The 18,145-nt window shown below is 33.8% G+C and carries 18 protein-coding genes; 4 read left to right on the top strand and 14 right to left on the bottom strand.

Annotated elements, in window-relative coordinates; translation table 11 throughout:
• Positions 1-262 precede the first annotated feature (262 nt).
• The 3 genes from AC1Q7N_RS08255 to AC1Q7N_RS08265 form a co-directional block, all read right to left on the bottom strand.
• On the bottom strand, positions 263-1,138 hold the full coding sequence (locus AC1Q7N_RS08255; RefSeq protein ID WP_002484650.1) for a 5'-nucleotidase, lipoprotein e(P4) family: 876 nt from the start codon (positions 1,136-1,138) through the stop codon (positions 263-265).
• Between the two features lie 107 nt (positions 1,139-1,245).
• Positions 1,246-1,674, bottom strand: a complete 429-nt coding sequence (locus tag AC1Q7N_RS08260) for a FosB family fosfomycin resistance bacillithiol transferase (RefSeq protein WP_002500329.1) — start codon at positions 1,672-1,674, stop codon at positions 1,246-1,248.
• A gap of 103 nt (positions 1,675-1,777) precedes the next feature.
• Positions 1,778-2,002, bottom strand: a complete 225-nt coding sequence (locus tag AC1Q7N_RS08265) for a hypothetical protein (RefSeq protein ID WP_001830485.1) — start codon at positions 2,000-2,002, stop codon at positions 1,778-1,780.
• Positions 2,003-2,486: 484 nt separating this feature from the next.
• Here AC1Q7N_RS08265 and argF point away from each other — a divergent pair, with 484 nt between their 5' ends.
• The 3 genes from argF to AC1Q7N_RS08280 all read left to right on the top strand — a co-directional run bounded on the left by argF (position 2,487) and on the right by AC1Q7N_RS08280 (position 6,173).
• Complete coding sequence (gene argF, locus AC1Q7N_RS08270; RefSeq protein ID WP_002467624.1) at positions 2,487-3,488, top strand: ornithine carbamoyltransferase; 1,002 nt, start codon at positions 2,487-2,489, stop codon at positions 3,486-3,488.
• A gap of 22 nt (positions 3,489-3,510) precedes the next feature.
• Positions 3,511-4,443 (top strand): carbamate kinase, encoded by a 933-nt coding sequence (gene arcC, locus AC1Q7N_RS08275; protein ID WP_001830533.1) that lies wholly within the window; start codon positions 3,511-3,513, stop codon positions 4,441-4,443.
• 164 nt (positions 4,444-4,607) lie between these two features.
• On the top strand, positions 4,608-6,173 hold the full coding sequence (locus tag AC1Q7N_RS08280; protein WP_002456769.1) for a YfcC family protein: 1,566 nt from the start codon (positions 4,608-4,610) through the stop codon (positions 6,171-6,173).
• A gap of 269 nt (positions 6,174-6,442) precedes the next feature.
• Here the strand turns inward: AC1Q7N_RS08280 and AC1Q7N_RS08285 are convergent, their stop codons facing one another.
• The 10 genes from AC1Q7N_RS08285 to brnQ form a co-directional block, all read right to left on the bottom strand.
• Positions 6,443-7,210, bottom strand: coding sequence for an alpha/beta hydrolase (locus tag AC1Q7N_RS08285; RefSeq protein ID WP_002470523.1), 768 nt, complete (start codon positions 7,208-7,210; stop codon positions 6,443-6,445).
• A gap of 40 nt (positions 7,211-7,250) precedes the next feature.
• Positions 7,251-7,898, bottom strand: coding sequence for an ABC transporter permease (locus tag AC1Q7N_RS08290; RefSeq protein ID WP_001830555.1), 648 nt, complete (start codon positions 7,896-7,898; stop codon positions 7,251-7,253).
• 2 nt (positions 7,899-7,900) lie between these two features.
• Positions 7,901-8,860 (bottom strand): osmoprotectant ABC transporter substrate-binding protein, encoded by a 960-nt coding sequence (locus tag AC1Q7N_RS08295; protein ID WP_001830497.1) that lies wholly within the window; start codon positions 8,858-8,860, stop codon positions 7,901-7,903.
• A gap of 18 nt (positions 8,861-8,878) precedes the next feature.
• The gene (locus AC1Q7N_RS08300) at positions 8,879-9,514 is read right to left on the bottom strand and encodes an ABC transporter permease (protein WP_001830452.1); all 636 of its coding nucleotides are present in this window, start codon (positions 9,512-9,514) and stop codon (positions 8,879-8,881) included.
• The gene (locus tag AC1Q7N_RS08305; protein WP_002446867.1) at positions 9,511-10,698 is read right to left on the bottom strand and encodes a betaine/proline/choline family ABC transporter ATP-binding protein; all 1,188 of its coding nucleotides are present in this window, start codon (positions 10,696-10,698) and stop codon (positions 9,511-9,513) included. The genes AC1Q7N_RS08300 and AC1Q7N_RS08305 overlap by 4 nt, the downstream gene beginning before the upstream one ends.
• A 134-nt stretch (positions 10,699-10,832) precedes the next feature.
• Complete coding sequence (locus AC1Q7N_RS08310) at positions 10,833-11,321, bottom strand: thioesterase family protein (RefSeq protein WP_002500343.1); 489 nt, start codon at positions 11,319-11,321, stop codon at positions 10,833-10,835.
• Complete coding sequence (locus tag AC1Q7N_RS08315) at positions 11,318-12,283, bottom strand: 3-hydroxyacyl-CoA dehydrogenase NAD-binding domain-containing protein (protein WP_001830516.1); 966 nt, start codon at positions 12,281-12,283, stop codon at positions 11,318-11,320. The genes AC1Q7N_RS08310 and AC1Q7N_RS08315 overlap by 4 nt, the downstream gene beginning before the upstream one ends.
• On the bottom strand, positions 12,283-13,176 hold the full coding sequence (locus tag AC1Q7N_RS08320; protein ID WP_002494032.1) for a beta-keto acid cleavage family enzyme: 894 nt from the start codon (positions 13,174-13,176) through the stop codon (positions 12,283-12,285). Before AC1Q7N_RS08320 ends, AC1Q7N_RS08315 begins: the two co-directional genes overlap by 1 nt.
• A 138-nt stretch (positions 13,177-13,314) precedes the next feature.
• Positions 13,315-13,854 (bottom strand): TetR/AcrR family transcriptional regulator, encoded by a 540-nt coding sequence (locus AC1Q7N_RS08325; protein ID WP_002437759.1) that lies wholly within the window; start codon positions 13,852-13,854, stop codon positions 13,315-13,317.
• A 465-nt stretch (positions 13,855-14,319) separates the two neighbouring features.
• Complete coding sequence (brnQ, locus tag AC1Q7N_RS08330; protein ID WP_162158405.1) at positions 14,320-15,681, bottom strand: branched-chain amino acid transport system II carrier protein; 1,362 nt, start codon at positions 15,679-15,681, stop codon at positions 14,320-14,322.
• A 350-nt stretch (positions 15,682-16,031) separates the two neighbouring features.
• On the opposite strand from brnQ, the gene AC1Q7N_RS08335 reads away from it, so the two are divergent.
• Positions 16,032-17,249, top strand: a complete 1,218-nt coding sequence (locus AC1Q7N_RS08335) for an ArgE/DapE family deacylase (protein ID WP_002458109.1) — start codon at positions 16,032-16,034, stop codon at positions 17,247-17,249.
• Between the two features lie 138 nt (positions 17,250-17,387).
• Here AC1Q7N_RS08335 and pflA read toward each other — a convergent pair whose 3' ends face one another.
• On the bottom strand, positions 17,388-18,143 hold the full coding sequence (gene pflA, locus AC1Q7N_RS08340) for a pyruvate formate-lyase-activating protein (protein WP_145376488.1): 756 nt from the start codon (positions 18,141-18,143) through the stop codon (positions 17,388-17,390).
• Between the last annotated feature and the right edge of the window lie 2 nt (positions 18,144-18,145).

Here is an 18,145-nt window from a genome sequence, read left to right on the forward strand (position 1 = left end):
TAGCATTTTCAAATCATTCGATTGCACATTGTAAACTTTTCTATATTATAAGTTTACATTAATCTAGATACGATTGAAAATATTTATAAAAAAAAGGATGGAACAACGCGTACATTGTTTCATCCTCGCAATGGTATAACACGGAATTAAAGTACTCCATGTAAATATAACTTTATTAATTATTAAAGTGTCTGCACACAATACAATAATTATGTGTAAAACTTTCTTTTACTAATAGAAATTTAGTATTTAATGTCAGGAATTATTTTACTTCACCCGTTTTAGGATTAAATTGTTTAATTGATGACTTTCGTAGTTCATCCTTTTCATTCTTACTTATTTCGTATTGATTATGATAAAGTGTCGATTCCCAACTTCCATACATTGGATTTGGGAAAATAATATACTTTTTGCCAAAATCTTTTGCATGCTTCTGTACGAGTTTCTCACGTTCTTTAGCAGTAGATTTTTTAGGATCTGTAAAATCTAACAAATTGTCACCAAATAACATCACTAACTTATGATTTTTTTCGACTTGTTGACGTCGCGATGCTTTACTTTTATCGTTTTTCCCTTTTAGTAAAATATGATTATCTTTCACTTGCGGTAGTCCAATATTTTTTAAATTTTCCTTTGTAGCTTTAAAATCTTTTTCCTTATCACGGTCAGAAATATAGTAAATATCGATACCTTTTTTGTCAGCATATTTTAAGAATGATTTGGCGCCATAAACAGGTTTTGCCTTCGCTGCAGCAACCCATTCATGCCATCCTTCTGGAAAAGACGTATCGTGCATAGAAGCATATCCTTGATATGGTGAATTATCAAGAACTGTTTCATCTAAGTCTAAAGCTATAGCAAGTTTTTTCTTACCTTTATCCTTTTTAATATGTTCATCTAACTGATATTTTGCAGTATTGTATCCCTGTAGATAAAGTGCCTTCGCTTCGGCAGAATTTTGATACCATGAGACAGCCATTACATTTTGTTCACCAAGGTTGGGAGCATTTTGATGTTGTGTCGTTTGATTATGGTTATCTTTAGTATGAGATTCACATGCATATGTATGAATTGGTGCTGAAATTGTAACTGTCGATGCTAATGTAGCTATTGCAATGTACTTTGATAATTTATTCATTGATTCACCTCATTAAAATAATTGAAAATTACAAATTTTAGTATATAGTAATTTTATTACAAAATGAATCATAAATTTTTTCAAAAAATTACATATCAATTAAAATATCAAAACTCATCGTAAAATTGCATATGCGTCTTCTCACATTTATAATATTCCATTCTATCTTTTAATGTTCCAGTATGTAATTCAATTTTATGCCCATCCAGATCTGTAAAATATATCGATTTTTTGTCTTTAATGTCTCTTGGTCGCCCTTTTAAAATATTTACTTGATTCTCTTTAAGCCATTGAATCCACTGTTGAAAATCTTCTTCATCTATGGAGAAAGCAATGTGCGTATAGGAATGACTTATTTCATTCCTTGGTATATTTTTTTCTTGATTCAGTGCAATCCAAGTATGACCAATAGTTAAATATGCTGTCGTTCTACCTGATACTAATAAGTCACCATGTAAAATATCTTTATAAAATTGTATAGAGGTATTTAAATCACTCACTGAAAAACAAATATGATTAACATTTGTTATTTCCATTTATACACTCCTTGTATTAGTGACATTAACATTTAATCTCATGCGTAAAAAAACCTGTAACCAAACGAATGATCACAGGATGTTCTGATATATGATTGAATAATTAATTTAAATAGTGATCCACGTGTTCAAGTCTATAGTGTGAATCTTTCGCTTTCTCATCTTCAAATTCCTTTTTAGTTAATGGAGATAAATGTTCAATCTTGTAATGTAATTTTTTCGCAAACGCTTCAACTTCATCTTGATTATCAGCTGTTACGAACATCGTTAATACATTATCATCAACAATATCTTTATGGTGTTGATAATTCAACTTATACACTTTCATCTTACTGTTCCTCCTATTATACTAATATGCCCTTTTTACTTTGAATGACCTTCAATTTAATTAGAATAATCCACTGTTAGCTTAAATTTCATGTAAGTTGTGGTTTATTGTAAGAGATGTTTCTAAATATAATAAAGAACAAGTGATTAATCAATATAATTTTACAATTATTTTGAGAATTCACTAATAATATAAAGAAGTTACTACGGTTTATTCAACTAACATACCTCTTACATTTTGATTCTAATCTACCTTCATTATTTAAAATGTGTTAAATTCACTTTAATTGAATTTTCTAAATTCTTTAAAGTTGGTTTTAACTTAAACATAAACCTTTTTTGACAAATTTCACACTATTCAAATTCAATGTTAATAAAAAGTTCATTGATTTATTAATAAAAAATTACAATTTTTTAATTAAGTTGAAAACTGCAAGGAAACGCTTACAATAAAATTGTAATTCATTCACAAGGAGTTGTTATTGATGAAAAATTTACGTAACAGAAGCTTTTTAACTTTATTAGACTTTTCACGACAAGAGGTAGAATTTTTATTAACACTCTCCGAAGATTTGAAGCGTGCCAAATATATCGGCACTGAAAAGCCTATGCTAAAAAATAAAAATATCGCGCTTCTTTTTGAAAAAGATTCCACTAGAACACGTTGCGCATTCGAAGTTGCCGCACATGATCAAGGTGCACACGTCACTTATCTTGGACCTACAGGTTCTCAAATGGGAAAAAAAGAAACTGCTAAAGATACAGCACGTGTACTTGGTGGTATGTATGATGGTATTGAGTACCGAGGTTTCTCTCAACGTACTGTAGAAACATTAGCGCAATATTCAGGTGTTCCGGTATGGAATGGATTAACCGATGAAGATCACCCTACACAAGTGCTTGCTGACTTTTTAACTGCTAAAGAAGTATTGAAAAAAGAGTATGCTGATATCAACTTTACTTATGTTGGCGATGGACGTAACAATGTTGCTAACGCATTAATGCAAGGTGCTGCCATTATGGGTATGAATTTCCATCTTGTTTGTCCTAAAGAACTCAATCCGACAGAAGAATTATTAAATCGTTGCGAACGTATTGCGACGGAAAATGGCGGTAACATTTTAATAACAGATGATATTGATAAAGGCGTGAAAGATTCTGATGTTATTTATACAGATGTTTGGGTATCAATGGGCGAACCTGATGAAGTATGGCAAGAACGCCTTAAACTTTTAAAACCATATCAAGTTAACCAAGCATTATTAGAAAAAACAGGCAATCCAAATGTTATTTTTGAACATTGTTTACCTTCTTTCCACAATGCAGAAACTAAAATTGGTCAACAAATTTATAAAAAATATGGCATTAGTGAAATGGAAGTCACTGATGATGTCTTCGAAAGCAAAGCTTCTGTAGTATTCCAAGAAGCTGAGAATAGAATGCATACAATTAAAGCGGTCATGGTAGCAACTTTAGGAGAATTCTAAATTATAGAAGGAAGTGAGTGAAATGGCTAAAATTGTAGTAGCTTTAGGTGGAAACGCTTTAGGAAAATCACCACAAGAACAACTTGAATTAGTAAAAAATACAGCTAAATCCCTAGTAGGATTAATTACTAAAGGTCACGAAATTGTGATTAGTCACGGTAATGGACCACAAGTAGGAAGTATTAACCTTGGTCTGAATTATGCAGCTGAACACGATCAAGGTCCTGCTTTTCCATTTGCTGAATGTGGCGCTATGAGTCAAGCCTACATCGGCTATCAACTTCAAGAAAGTTTACAAAATGAACTTCATTCAATGGGCATAGATAAGCAAGTTGTCACACTAGTTACCCAAGTAGAAGTTGATGAAGGCGATCCAGCTTTTAATAGTCCAAGTAAACCCATCGGTCTGTTCTACACTAAAGAAGAAGCAAATCGTATTCAACAGGAAAAAGGTTATCAATTTGTAGAAGATGCTGGTCGAGGTTACCGTCGCGTTGTACCATCACCACAACCAATATCTATTATCGAACTGGAAAGTATTAAAACTCTAGTAGAAAATGACACACTCGTCATCGCTGCAGGTGGAGGTGGTATACCAGTCATTCGCGAACAGCATGATAGCTTTAAAGGTATAGATGCCGTCATCGATAAAGACAAAACAAGTGCATTATTAGGTGCTGATATTCACTGTGATCAACTCATTATTTTAACAGCGATTGATTATGTTTATATCAACTATCATACTGACCAACAACAAGCACTTAAAACAACAAATATAGATACGCTTAAAACATATATTGAAGAAGAACAATTTGCCAAAGGCAGCATGCTACCTAAAATCGAATCTGCCATCTCCTTTATTGAAAATAATCCTAACGGTAGCGTGCTCATCACATCATTAAATCAATTAGATGCAGCACTAGAAGGTAAAATTGGCACACTCATTACAAAGTAACGTTTTAACGTATAAGTAGAAATTAATTTAATCATATTCATACAGTGCATCCTGTTATTCCACTCCTCTCCATTTCATACAGGGTGCACTTCCTTAATCAATCATGTAAAATACTAACCAAATTCAATTGATAGGCTTTTATTTTAGGTTAACTGTCGAAGGAGATGAAACCGTTGGAACAAGCGATCAATGATAATAAAAAGAAAAAACGTTTTAACTTTAGAATGCCAGGTGCATTTATGATTCTCTTTATCCTAACAGTTGTCGCAGTTATAGCAACTTGGATAATCCCCGCGGGTGCATACTCAAAACTTTCATATGAACCTTCATCCCAAGAATTAAAAATTGTCAATCCTCATCATCAAGTAAAAAAAGTTCCTGGAACACAAAAAGAGCTTGATCGATTAGGAGTTAAAATCAAAATAGAACAATTTAAATCTGGTGCAATTAATAAACCCGTTTCAATTCCTAATACTTACGAACGTCTAAAACAACATCCAGCTGGTCTTGATCAAATTACTAGTAGCATGGTTAAAGGAACCATCGAAGCCGTCGATATTATGGTCTTTATACTTGTTCTAGGTGGACTGATTGGTATTGTTCAAGCGAGCGGGTCCTTTGAATCAGGATTGTTAGCACTTACTCAAAAAACCAAAGGCCATGAATTTATGTTGATTATGTTCGTAGCGATTTTAATGATTCTGGGTGGAACACTATGTGGCATTGAAGAGGAAGCTGTAGCGTTCTATCCTGTACTCGTTCCAATATTTATTGCGCTCGGATATGATTCTATTGTCTCTGTCGGTGCAATTTTCTTAGCAAGTTCTGTGGGCAGTACATTCTCAACAATCAACCCATTCTCAGTCGTCATTGCTTCTAATGCAGCAGGAACAACTTTTACTGATGGTCTTTATTGGAGAATAGGCGCTTGTATCATCGGTGCCATATTTGTTATTAGTTATTTGTTCTGGTATTGTAAAAAAATTAAAAAAGATCCTAAATCCTCTTATTCTTATGAAGACAAAGCAGCATTTGAAAAACAATGGTCTGTGCTACATGATGACGGTTCTTCTGAGTTTACATTACGTAAAAAGATTATTCTTACGCTTTTCGTCTTACCATTCCCTATTATGGTTTGGGGCGTCATGACACAAGGATGGTGGTTCCCAGTCATGGCATCTGCATTCTTAATCTTTACCATTATCATCATGTTCATTGCTGGAACAGGAAAATATGGGTTAGGCGAAAAAGGCACTGTAGATGCATTCGTTAATGGCGCTTCAAGTTTAGTAGGTGTATCTTTAATCATTGGTTTAGCTCGAGGAATTAATTTAGTATTGAATAAAGGAATGATTTCTGACACAATCTTGCACTTTTCATCATCTATCGTGCAACATATGAGTGGGCCTTTATTCATCATCGTGTTACTCTTTATCTTTTTCTGTTTAGGATTTATCGTGCCATCATCATCAGGATTAGCAGTACTATCTATGCCTATCTTTGCGCCATTAGCTGATACGGTAGGTATACCAAGATTTGTTATTGTTACAACATATCAATTCGGTCAGTATGCAATGTTGTTCTTAGCGCCTACTGGACTTGTAATGGCAACACTTCAAATGTTAAACATGCGTTACTCACACTGGTTACGTTTCGTATGGCCTGTTGTCGCGTTTGTTTTAATATTTGGTGGAGGCTTACTAATTACACAAGTTTTAATATACTCATAATCTTTTAAAAGTGGAAAAAGATTTACCTATTCATAGTTATATCTTTTAGAAATGACGAAAAAAGAACGCCTAGGACATTAATAGTCGTCCTAGGCGTTCTTAGCATATTAGCAGTCGATGCTTAAATAAAAAAGTTCTATATTCAAATTTTACATGCATGGGACGCTTCATTGTTGAAATAATCTAACTCATTCAATACGTACGCTCTCCCACTTCTTTATTAATCTTAACAAAAGCCGTACGAGTTTAACTATATTCTAACATTCTTTTTAAATATGTGATGATGTAAAACGGTCAATGACATCTTCTATTGCTTTATCCCAAAATGCATAATCGTGATTACCTGGCGCTTTTTTAAATTGATATGGAATACCTTTTTCATCTAAATAGTTCACAAAATCAATATTACCTTGATACAGTTCATCTTCAGTTCCACAAGTAATATATAGTTGTGGTAACGCTTGTCCATTGTCTATTGCTTGTTCAACTAAATAGTATGGATCAAAAGATGTCCCCGCGACATGTTGCGTATTACCTACAATCGCTTCTGGAGTAAAATCATACCATTGATATTGACCAAACATAGAAACATCATATGGCGCTGAAAGCATGGCGGCTTTTGAGAAACGATAACTTTGCGTTAATGCAAATTTGATTGCACCATAACCTCCCATAGAGTGACCTGCTATAAAATTATCTTCTCTCTTTTTAGACAATGGAAATATTTGATGAACATAATCATAAACTTCTAGTATATAGTCATAATAACTATGTCCATAAGCCATATTTGAATAGAAACTATGATCAGCATTAGGCATCACCACTGCTAGTTGATGGGTATTCGCATAGCGTTCTATACTCGTATATCTCATATAAGAGGAAGTATCACTTGATAAACCATGTAGCAATAACATAGTTTTTAATGGTTTCGCATTTTCATTTGTATCAAAGTAACTTTTATCTTCTGGAAGAATGACATTAATCATTTGATGCATTCCTAAAGTTTTAGATAAATAATTTAATGTAATATGAGCCATAATCTTGGCTCACTCCTCCCTGTATAAAAAATTAAATCACTTACGTAGCTGGATCTAGCTTTTTCTCTAATAAACGTAATAAAACATCTATAAGTATGACAATGATAACGATAGGTATTGCACCTGCTAGAATGAATAGTGTTCCATCAGTTGCATTTGTACCTCTAATCACAATATCACCTAATGTTGGCGCACCAATAAATGAACCTACAGCTACGACACCAATAGCTACAACAAGGGCAATCCGAATACCACCTATAATAACTGAAAGTGACAGAGGTAACTCAATCATAGTTAATACTTGGTTACGCGTCATACCCATCCCTTTTCCAGCATCTTTAATATTTGGGTCAACTTCATTAATTCCTGTATACGTATTTTTAATAATAGGAAGCAAGGCATATAAGAACACAGTAAAAATGACTGTATTCATACCGAGTCCCATACTAAGCATTAATATCGCTAACATAGCAATAACCGGAACAGTTTGAATAATATTCGCGATAGTAATAATCACACCTGATAATTTACCAAATCTTGCAATGATGATACCAAGAGGTATGCCCACTAAACATGCTAGTAAAACACCGTAAACAGACATTAACAAATGATTAACAAACAATTCCCATAGGTAGCCAAAGTTCATTTGGTAGTAGTGAACGAGTTGTTGTATTAAATTCCCTTCCATGTTTATTGACCACCTTTCTGTTTATCTTTTTTATTGTCATCGTCTTCAAAATAATGATGTTTTTTCAAGAAGTCCTCTGCAACTGTTGCAGGCTCTTTTCCTTTACCATCAGCTTGATAATTTAATTCTTGCATTTGTTCTGTTGATATCTTACCTTCTAATTTTTTAACAATCGGTTTGAGCTCTGGCTTCTCTTTTAACAATTGATCTGATGCAAGTGGACTGGCATCGTATGGTGGGAAGAATCGACGATCATCTTCCAACACTTTTAAATCGTATGCTGAAATACGCCCATCTGTAGAATAACCTACTGCTACGTCTAATTTGCCAGAACTAAGTGCATCGTAAACCAGGCCAATTTGCATGGGTCTCACAGTACCAAAGCTATAACCATATTCTTTTTTAAATGCTGGATAACCGTCACCTTTGCGGTCCATCCATGAACTATCCATACCTACTCTTAAATCTTTCGCATGTTTTTCCAAGTCTGAAACAGTTTCTAAATGATATTTTTTAGCTGTTTCTTTTGTCACTATCAATGCATACGTGTTTTCGAAACCATACGAATTGAAGAAGGTTTGATTGTATTTCTTTTTAAATCCTTCTTGTGTCGCTTTCATGGCCTTTTTAGGATCTTTAATCGGATCTTCTTTCAACGCCCCTGTTAAGTCAGTGCCTGTATAACGCGTACCTGACATATTAGCTTGGCCACTTGTGACAGCATTATGTTGAATCGTACTTGAACCTAAATTATTAATTAAGGTAGGTTTAATTTCACCTTTTGTATCATGTTCAATAAGTAATCTCAGCATGTGCGATATAATTTGTGATTCACTTGTTCCTAAACTTGTGATTCTAACATCGTCATCTGAATGACTATTTTTTAAACCGGGTAAGTTACATCCAGATAACACTGTTAGACATAATACTAAAACAATCAGATATTTTTTATAATTCTTCATATTATCCTCCTTCAATGATTATCTGGAAACTTTTAATCCTTTAGGTACAACCCATTTTTCAATCAGTGATAAAACATAATCTACAATAAGTGCAATAGCAGTGACAAGAATAGTTGCAGTAATAATCATACTCGGTTCAAATAGCGCTAATCCGTTAAAGATAAAATCACCTAAACCACCAGCACCAACATAACTTGCCAATGTTGCCCAACTAATGACATAGACCGAAGACAGTCTAATTCCACTAAGTATTAATGGTAATGCGAGTGGCAACTCAACATCTTTCATCAATTGAAAGTTAGTCATTCCCATACTACGTCCTGCTTCTCTAAGGTTGGAATCTATATTTTGAATGCCTATAATCGTATTATTTAAAATTGGTAATAATACATATAAAAATAACGCTATAATTGCAGGTGTTTTTCCTACGCCAAATAATGGAATCATTAAAGCTAATACCGCTAATGTAGGTATCGTTTGTAAAACGCCAGCTATCGTCAATGACACTTTCGAAAGCTTTTCTTTTTTAGATAATAAAATGCCTAAAGGAACCGCTACGATCATTGCAATAACCAATGCCACTATCGATATGTACAAATGTTCGAATGTCTTTGCAAATAACATACCACTATGTTCCGAAATAAACTTTATCATGGTGTCTCAACTCCTGTGGATTCGGGTTCAACAATCCCAGAATGATTATCATTGTTATCCGATTCTAACTCTCCCCAAATACTGTCATAAACAATGTCTACAAGGTTAGCTCGAGTGACAAGGCCTAATAATGTTTTATTATCACTGTCAACAACGGGTACATTACGTACATTACGTTTAAGAATTGTACGAACAGAATCTTGTAACTTACTATCAATACGTACTCTATAAATATCTCGTTGCATCGTATCTATAAGTTCTTTATGATGTCTTAATCCTTCGTTAATATCTTCAATATCTAAATAACCCAATAAATGCTCATCATTGCCGACAACAAATATCGTATCGACTCTTTTCTCTCTCATAATATTCACCGCATCATTAAGAGAACGGTCAACATGTACTGTCACGGGTTTAATCATCGCATCTTTAACTGTACGGATATTAGGTCTATCTTGAATTAAGCGATTCTGACCAATAAAGTCTCTAACGAAATCATTCGCTGGACTACGTAAAATATTATCTGGCGTGTCATATTGAACCACCTGTCCATTTGTCATAATACATATTTTATCTGCAAGTTTGATTGCTTCATCCATATCATGTGTAACAAAAATGAATGTCTTTCCTAATTGTTGTTGTAATTTTTTGACTAAGTCTTGTAATGTATCTCTTGTTATTGGATCGAGTGCACCAAACGGTTCATCCATTAAAATAATATCTTGTTCAGCTGCGAGTGCTCTTACAACACCAATACGTTGTTGTTGACCACCTGATAATTCTGAAGGATATCGATCTAAATATTCTTCTGGTAAATCTACTAAGCGTATAAGTTCTTTCGCTTTCTCATCCTTTTTCTCTTGTGACCATTTTAATAACTTTGGTACGAGAACAATATTCTCTTTCACTGTCATATGTGGCATTAAGCCGATTTGTTGTATGACATAACCGATACTGCGACGAAGCTCAACCGGATTAAGCTCTTTGATATTTTTACCGTCAATGGTAATTTCTCCCTCTGTAGATTCAATCATACGATTAATCATTCTAAGGGCAGTTGTTTTACCGCTACCACTTGTCCCAATAAATGCAATAAAGTCTCCTGATTCAATGTCTATGGTCATATTATCTACAGCTTTTTTACCACCTGCATAGACCTTTGATAAGTTTTTAATACTTAACATATGTCCATTCCTTTCTATAGGTAATTCAATTTGTTAAAAAATAAGGACTCATTGTGATGTTATACAAAGTAATCTAAGTAAGAACAAGGCACAAAAGAGTCCTTAAATCATATTCATCTAAATTCTAAGTTGTATTACTCTTTGCTTTTTGGCTTTTTCTTGATGCCAATACGATGACCTATATATTGAGATGTCATCTCCACATTCTCAATATTATAATAGTGTTCAATGTTATTCAAAATGTCGTTCGGAAAGGCTGAAGGTCTTCCTGAAGTCGTATCAATGCCCATCAGCATCACTTCATATGTTGCACATAAATCATCATCTGCATTAAACATTTCCATTAGGACATGTAATCGTTTGCTATCATAATCGTGAAGATGTACTTTAACAATGACATCTTCATTTTCTTTCATTTCATTAAGAAACATGACATGATTTTCTAAGGTGAATACGGTATATTGATAAGATTGAATGGCATTAATAGTTAAGCCTAAATGACCTAACCAATCATCTGTTGTATCACTGAAAATTCGGTTATACATTGCATCATTTAGGTGCCCGTTATGATCTACCCAATCACGAGGCACTTTTGTGTGAAACACATACTGTTGATTCATCATTGTAATTCCGCTCCGTTAGACTTTTTCATCGCTTTACTATCACTTGGCCAATATTGTTCTGCTAATTCTTTCACTTTAATTAGAAATTCGTTTCTTTTTTGATCAAGTTCAGACATTGTATATCCTTGAGAAGATGCTTCACTACCACTTACTACTTTATGATATAAGTCATCTGTCAGTTCAGGCGCGATGAGTTTTGTCCAAGGTTTTTTTAAAGCTGGCCCAAATTGTTTTAACATATGACGCATACCACCTTCACCACCTGCCAAGTGGAACGTCATAAATGGACCATATTGTGCATAACGTAAACCTGCTGCATGGGTAAACGCCTTATCAACTTCCTCTGTTGTTGCAATACCATCATTAACTATGTGCAATGATTCACGCCATAATGCTTCCATAAGACGATCTGCAATATGTCCTTCTATTTCATGACGCACATGTAAAACATCCATACCAATACTTTCATAAATCTGTTCGGCTTTAACTGTTGTTTCTTCAGATGTTTGCTTACCTGGCACAATTTCGACTAATGGCAAAATATATACCGGGTGAAATGGATGGGCAACAACTAATCGTTCAGGATGTGATAAGTTAGCTTGTAATTCTGAAGGCATAATTCCTGATGTACTTGAACCAATTGTTGCTTCAGGTTTCGCATAAAAATCAATCTCTTTTAATACAGCATCTTTAATTTCTTCTACTTCTGGTACATTTTCTTGAATATGATCCGCATCTTTGACCGCTTCTTCTAAATGTGGTGTAAATGTTAGGTTTTGAATTGATGCATTTTCAGCAAGGCCCATTTGCTCTGCGTAAGGCCAATTTTGTTTAACTTGTGTCAACATGCGTTCATATGCACCTTCACTTGGATCAGTAGCAATCACTTCATGACCATGCGCAAGCATTCTAGTAATCCATCCACTACCAATTACACCTGTTCCAACAACTGCGAATTTCATTATTTGTCTCCTTTACCATGAGGATTTCTAAGATTAAATTTTTCTCTTGCTTCAGCAGGTGTAAGTGGCTCAATATCTAGTTCTGCTAAAATTCTTTTTGCCTCTTCTACCAATGCTTCATTCGTTGCTTTTACACCTTTTCTTAAATAAATATTATCTTCCAATCCAACACGAACATTTCCTCCACGTTGCGCAACTTCTCTTACAGTTGGCAGTTGCATCTTACCAATGCCAAATGCTGACCAATGTGCATTTTCTGGTATACGTGATTTAAGATATTCTATTGTTTCAGGATCATTCTCTGCACCCCAAGGAATACCTAAACAAAATTGGAACATAGGGTCTCCATCAATTAATCCTTCTTCTATCATTTGTTTGGCAAAACTCACATGACCTGTATCAAAACATTCAAGCTCAGGTTTGACTCCTGCATCTTTAACCATTTGTGCTTGTTTACGTAACCACGATGCAGGGCTTAAGTATATTGCATCTCCCATGTTGACACTGCCACAATCTAATGTACACATTTCTGGTAATAAGTCACCAATAGGTTTAAAACGTTCTTCTGGTGTTTGAATCCAAGTTCCTTCTCCACCTGTCTCTGGATGTTCTAGACTTGGAATGAAATCTCCACCGCCACCAGATGTCACATTAATGACGATATCTTCATCAGCTTCTCTAATTAATCTAACTGTTTCAGCATACAGTTCTGGATCATGACTTACTCCTCCAGTTTCAGGATCTCTTACATGAATATGTGCGACAGTTGCTCCTGCTCGTGCACATTTAATTGCTGAATCTGCAAGTTCTTGTGGTGTAACTGGTACGTTCTCATTTTTTTGTATTGTATCTCCAGCGCCAGTAATAGCTGCTGTTAAAACAACTTTTTGCATCATTAACACCTCTAAAAGTTTTATTTTTTTATGACATTGATTACTATACCAACTAGTCGGTTTAGTTTCAACTGACTTTACACAAAAAAGAACAGAGCGATGTACGATACATCACCCTGCTCTATGGATATAGCTTATTTAATTTTTTTCTATTTGCATCTTTAAACGTTCAATAACTTTCTCTCTCATTTCTTCATCTATAGCACTAATTCCGAATATTTCCGACAACCATAAACCATCGACAGCTAAACGAATAATGGTTGCATCTACCTCATCTAACCCGTCGTGGGTAATTTGATATTGCCATTCTTGATATGAGGTCTTTAATGGTGATAATAAACTTCTATTAGTCCCTTGCGCCGCTAACATTCCAGAAGTAATAGGCGCATTATCCGTACGATGTGCTCTTGTCGCTTCTATAAATGCGTTGAGCCATTGCCCTTTTTTGTTCTTTTCATTACCGATGTGTTGGTTCACGTTATCTCTGTACAAATTATTGGCATAGTTAACCAGCTCTTTGATGAGTTCATCTTTACTTTTAAAATGATAAAATAAACCACCTTTACTTATTCCAGCCCTTTGAGCTACAGCATCCAACGTGAGATAATCAGCACCTTTTTCATTAATAATAGCTGCGGCCGATTCTAATATTAATTGTCTTTTGGAAATTCTAGGCATTTCGTCACCTTCTTTATCGAATTCTAAATAATATATAATTGTAATTATTTAACACTTTTTCAACACCCATACTTATCGAGTGTATTTATTTTATAAACAACTTTTCTTAAATTCAACTTTATTAACATGAATTGTATTTATTAATAACGATTTACTTATTACTATATGTCACAAACATATAAAAAGTAAACTTATCATATAATATATGTTCCTCTGTCAACGTCGGTTAACTATGAAAAAATATTAAGTAGCTCTATTCCGTGCTTAATAATTTTTTATTCACTTTTAAAAATCCAAGAAAAGAGAGAGCGAATTCGCCCTCTCTTTTTTGTGGAGTAGTACTATTAAATATTATCTCACTAACAATTAATATACTTATTAATAAAATGATGTATTTAAAAACTATAATAATCTTGAAATATAATAATTAAGAAATTCGCAGTTATATCATTTATTACCTCAACCTTATTGTACGTGGGACGATTTTTTAGCAGTCATAAAGTATACAATAATACCAATAATGAAACCAAAAAATGCTGGAACAATCCATCCCATACCAATGTTAAAGAATGGGAGATAATTTTCTCCAAATCCAATGATTGTTTGTGCAAATTTTGTATTAACAAAGAACTCTGGACTTGCTTTCACACCATCTACAAATGCCGCCACCATTGTAAATAATGTTGTAAATCGATAGACAATCTTAGAATGTTTAAATAATGGACTAAGTAACGCTAATAAAATTAAAGTAATCGCTAAAGGATAAATGAACATCAATACTGGTGTTGAATACATAATAATTTTTGTTAAACCTACATTAGCAAATATACAAGCTAATATACTCACCCCAGTAGCTAACCAAAGATAGTTAGATTTAGGGAATAACTCTGTAAATGTTTCCGAAAAGGCTGTGATCAATCCTATTGCTGTTTTCAGACATGCCACAATGATGATTAGTGACAAAATAATAATTCCATAATCCCCTAAATAATGTTGTGCAATCTGAGCAAGCGCAATACCACCATTTTCACTTACTTTAAAACGACCTAAACTCATCGTACCCATTAAAGCTAATAAAGTATAAATAACGCCCATAGCTATAATACTAATCGTACCTGATTTTAAAGTTTCTTTAGTGATTGTATTCGGATTAGTAATCCCCAACTTTTTAATTGTAGTAACAATGATAATACCAAATGCTAATGATGCCAAAGCGTCTAATGTATTATATCCATCGATAAACCCTTTGAGTAACACGCTATTGCTATAATCAGCACTTACTGGCGCATGACTAATTCCACCCATAGGACGGATAAATGCAAGCACAACAACAATTCCAAGCAAGATGAGAAAGACCGGATTTAGGAATTTTCCAATATAGTCTAATATTTTAGAAGGTTTACGCGAAAATAACCACGCTACTCCGAAGAATAAAATACTAAAAATAGGCAACAACGCTTGGGCCGTACCAGATGAAATAAATGGTGAAAATGCTATTTCAAATGACGTCGTCGCAAGTCTTGGCAACGCAAAAAACGGACCTATAACAAGATATAAGCCAATTGTGAACAAATAACCATATATTTTACTTATCCTTGAGGAAATTTCAAAGACCCCGTTTGTTTTAGATACACCTATCGCTATAATTCCTAAGAAAGGTAGTCCGATAGCCGTGATAAGAAATCCTAAATTGGCGGTCCATACATTTGACCCCGCAGTTTGACCTAAGTGAATTGGAAAAATGAGATTTCCAGCACCAAAAAATAGACCAAACAGCATTGAGCCGATAAATAGATTCTCTTTTAATGTTAGTTTATTTTTCATCATTAATTATGTATCTCCTAATAATATGTATTATTAGCTATTATACATGATTTTAACCGTCTGCGTGGCACGAAGTTATATTTATATATATGTTGTATTATTACATCTTAATCTCATCGCTTTTCATTTTATAACACGATTCAAACTATAAATAATGAAAAATTTTTAATATTGCTATACATTGTTGTTTTTTATAAGAAATGTTAAGTCAATATTTATTTTTTATTAAAAATTCATTTATTTTGGCATATAATTTTTAATAAATAAAAGTTTTTGATAATATTAAGTGTACAAGGATTTTTATTTTTTATTAAAAAGTGAAAATCATTACTAAAAATGAGGAGGACTGTGAAATGACTGTATTGAGTGAGCAAGACAAAATAAGATTATTAGCTGATATCGTCAAGATTCAAACTGAGAATGATCATGAAATTGAAGTATGTGAGTACTTAAAAGACCTGTTAAGTCAATATGATATTGATTCTAAGATTGTTAAAGTTAATGATTCACGCGCTAATTTAGTTGCTGAAATTGGTAGTGGCGCTCCAGTCTTAGCAATCAGTGGACACATGGATGTTGTAGATGCTGGTGACCATGATGATTGGACTTTTCCTCCATTTGAACTCACAGATAAGGATGGCAAGTTATTCGGCAGAGGTACCACTGACATGAAAGGTGGTCTTATGGCGATGGTCATCGCGATGATTGAATTGAAACAATCAAACGCATTAAAGCAAGGTACGATACGTTTATTAGCTACTACAGGAGAAGAGACGGAACAATATGGTGCACAATTACTTGCTGATGAAGGTTACTTAGATGATGTGAGTGGTTTAATTATTGGCGAACCAACTAGTAATATCGCTTACTATGCTCATAAAGGTTCTATGAGCTGTGTAGTCACAGCGAAAGGTAAGGCTGCACATAGTTCTATGCCACACCTAGGTACAAATGCTGTTGATATTTTAGTTGATTTTGTAAATGAAATGAAACAAGAATATAAAAATATTAAAGAGCATGATAAAGTACATGAGCTAGACGCTGTTCCAATGATTGAGAAGCATCTCCATAGAAAAATTGGTGAAGAAGAATCACATATCTACTCTGGATTTGTAATGTTAAACTCTGTTTTCAATGGTGGTAAACAAGTTAATTCTGTTCCTCATAAAGCGACAGCTAAATATAATGTAAGAACTGTTCCAGAGTATGACAGTACTTTCGTGAAGGATTTATTTGAAAAAGTCATTCGTCATGTGGGTGAAGATTATTTAACTGTAGATATACCTAGCAGTCATGATCCAGTGGCAAGTGATCGTGATAATCCTCTTATTCAAAATATTACACGTATTGCACCGAATTATGTACATGAAGACATTGTTGTGAGTGCATTGATTGGTACAACTGATGCATCTAGTTTCCTAGGAACAAATGAAAATAACGTAGATTTTGCTGTCTTTGGACCTGGTGAATCTATTATGGCGCATCAAGTTGATGAATTTATTAGAAAAGATATGTATTTAAGTTACATTGATGTTTATAAAGATGTATTTAAAGCATATCTAGAAAAATAAACTATTTAAACTTATGAATCATATTTTTATTAAATAAAGTTAATTGAGATATATTTTAAACTCAGTTTATCGACTGATTAAACGTAAAGAAGCCTGAGACAACGATTGATGTCTCAGGCTATTACTATATTTATCTTTCTATAATGTTACAGGTATTTTGCCATTAAAATTAACATAGCGATAAGCTTCTTTAACCGCTTCATCGTCAGGCGGTTCAACATTTTCGAGTTGATAAGGAATACCTAAATTTTTCCACTTATGCACACCGAGTTGATGATATGGTAAGATTTCAAACTTTTCAACGTTATCTAAAGAATTAATAAATTCTCCTAGTTTTATCAAATCTTCTTTATCATCCGAAATACCAGGTACTAAAACATGTCTAATCCAAACAGGTTGTTTCATATCAGATAATTTACGTGCAAACTTTAAAATATGTGTGTTAGGTTTGCCTGTTAATTTGATGTGCTTATCATTATCAATATGTTTAATATCTAATAAGAATAAATCTGTATGCTTTTGCAACTCATCAAAATGACGATTAAATGCTGGTGTATCATTTACACAGCCCGCAGAAGTATCAATGCATGTGTGAACACCATTTGCTTTTAATTCTTTGAATAATTGCTCCAAGAAAGGCATTTGTAGTAATGGTTCGCCACCACTGACTGTTACCCCACCGCCTGAAGCTTCAAAGTAAGGTTGGTACGGCAAGATTTCATTTACCATTTCATCAACCGTCACTTCTCTTGATGGTTCGTTAATCTTCCAAGTGTCTGGATTATGACAATATAAACATCTTAACAAACAACCTTGAGTAAATAATATATATCTAAGTCCTGGCCCGTCGACAGTGCCCATACTTTCAACGGAGTGTAAGTGTCCTTTAAGCATTT

Source organism: Staphylococcus sp. GW823-FHT05F06, from assembly GCF_058795495.1.

Bases quoted from the DNA above. Each gene is read 5' to 3' on its own strand.
- AC1Q7N_RS08255 (WP_002484650.1), bottom strand. From the start codon at position 1,138: ATGAATAAATTATCAAAGTACATTGCAATAGCTACATTAGCATCGACA.
- AC1Q7N_RS08260 (WP_002500329.1), bottom strand. From the start codon at position 1,674: ATGGAAATAACAAATGTTAATCATATTTGTTTTTCAGTGAGTGATTTA.
- AC1Q7N_RS08265 (WP_001830485.1), bottom strand. From the start codon at position 2,002: ATGAAAGTGTATAAGTTGAATTATCAACACCATAAAGATATTGTTGAT.
- argF (WP_002467624.1), top strand. From the start codon at position 2,487: ATGAAAAATTTACGTAACAGAAGCTTTTTAACTTTATTAGACTTTTCA.
- arcC (WP_001830533.1), top strand. From the start codon at position 3,511: ATGGCTAAAATTGTAGTAGCTTTAGGTGGAAACGCTTTAGGAAAATCA.
- AC1Q7N_RS08280 (WP_002456769.1), top strand. From the start codon at position 4,608: ATGAAACCGTTGGAACAAGCGATCAATGATAATAAAAAGAAAAAACGT.
- AC1Q7N_RS08285 (WP_002470523.1), bottom strand. From the start codon at position 7,210: ATGGCTCATATTACATTAAATTATTTATCTAAAACTTTAGGAATGCAT.
- AC1Q7N_RS08290 (WP_001830555.1), bottom strand. From the start codon at position 7,898: ATGGAAGGGAATTTAATACAACAACTCGTTCACTACTACCAAATGAAC.
- AC1Q7N_RS08295 (WP_001830497.1), bottom strand. From the start codon at position 8,860: ATGAAGAATTATAAAAAATATCTGATTGTTTTAGTATTATGTCTAACA.
- AC1Q7N_RS08300 (WP_001830452.1), bottom strand. From the start codon at position 9,514: ATGATAAAGTTTATTTCGGAACATAGTGGTATGTTATTTGCAAAGACA.
- AC1Q7N_RS08305 (WP_002446867.1), bottom strand. From the start codon at position 10,698: ATGTTAAGTATTAAAAACTTATCAAAGGTCTATGCAGGTGGTAAAAAA.
- AC1Q7N_RS08310 (WP_002500343.1), bottom strand. From the start codon at position 11,321: ATGATGAATCAACAGTATGTGTTTCACACAAAAGTGCCTCGTGATTGG.
- AC1Q7N_RS08315 (WP_001830516.1), bottom strand. From the start codon at position 12,283: ATGAAATTCGCAGTTGTTGGAACAGGTGTAATTGGTAGTGGATGGATT.
- AC1Q7N_RS08320 (WP_002494032.1), bottom strand. From the start codon at position 13,176: ATGCAAAAAGTTGTTTTAACAGCAGCTATTACTGGCGCTGGAGATACA.
- AC1Q7N_RS08325 (WP_002437759.1), bottom strand. From the start codon at position 13,854: ATGCCTAGAATTTCCAAAAGACAATTAATATTAGAATCGGCCGCAGCT.
- brnQ (WP_162158405.1), bottom strand. From the start codon at position 15,681: ATGATGAAAAATAAACTAACATTAAAAGAGAATCTATTTATCGGCTCA.
- AC1Q7N_RS08335 (WP_002458109.1), top strand. From the start codon at position 16,032: ATGACTGTATTGAGTGAGCAAGACAAAATAAGATTATTAGCTGATATC.
- pflA (WP_145376488.1), bottom strand. From the start codon at position 18,143: ATGCTTAAAGGACACTTACACTCCGTTGAAAGTATGGGCACTGTCGAC.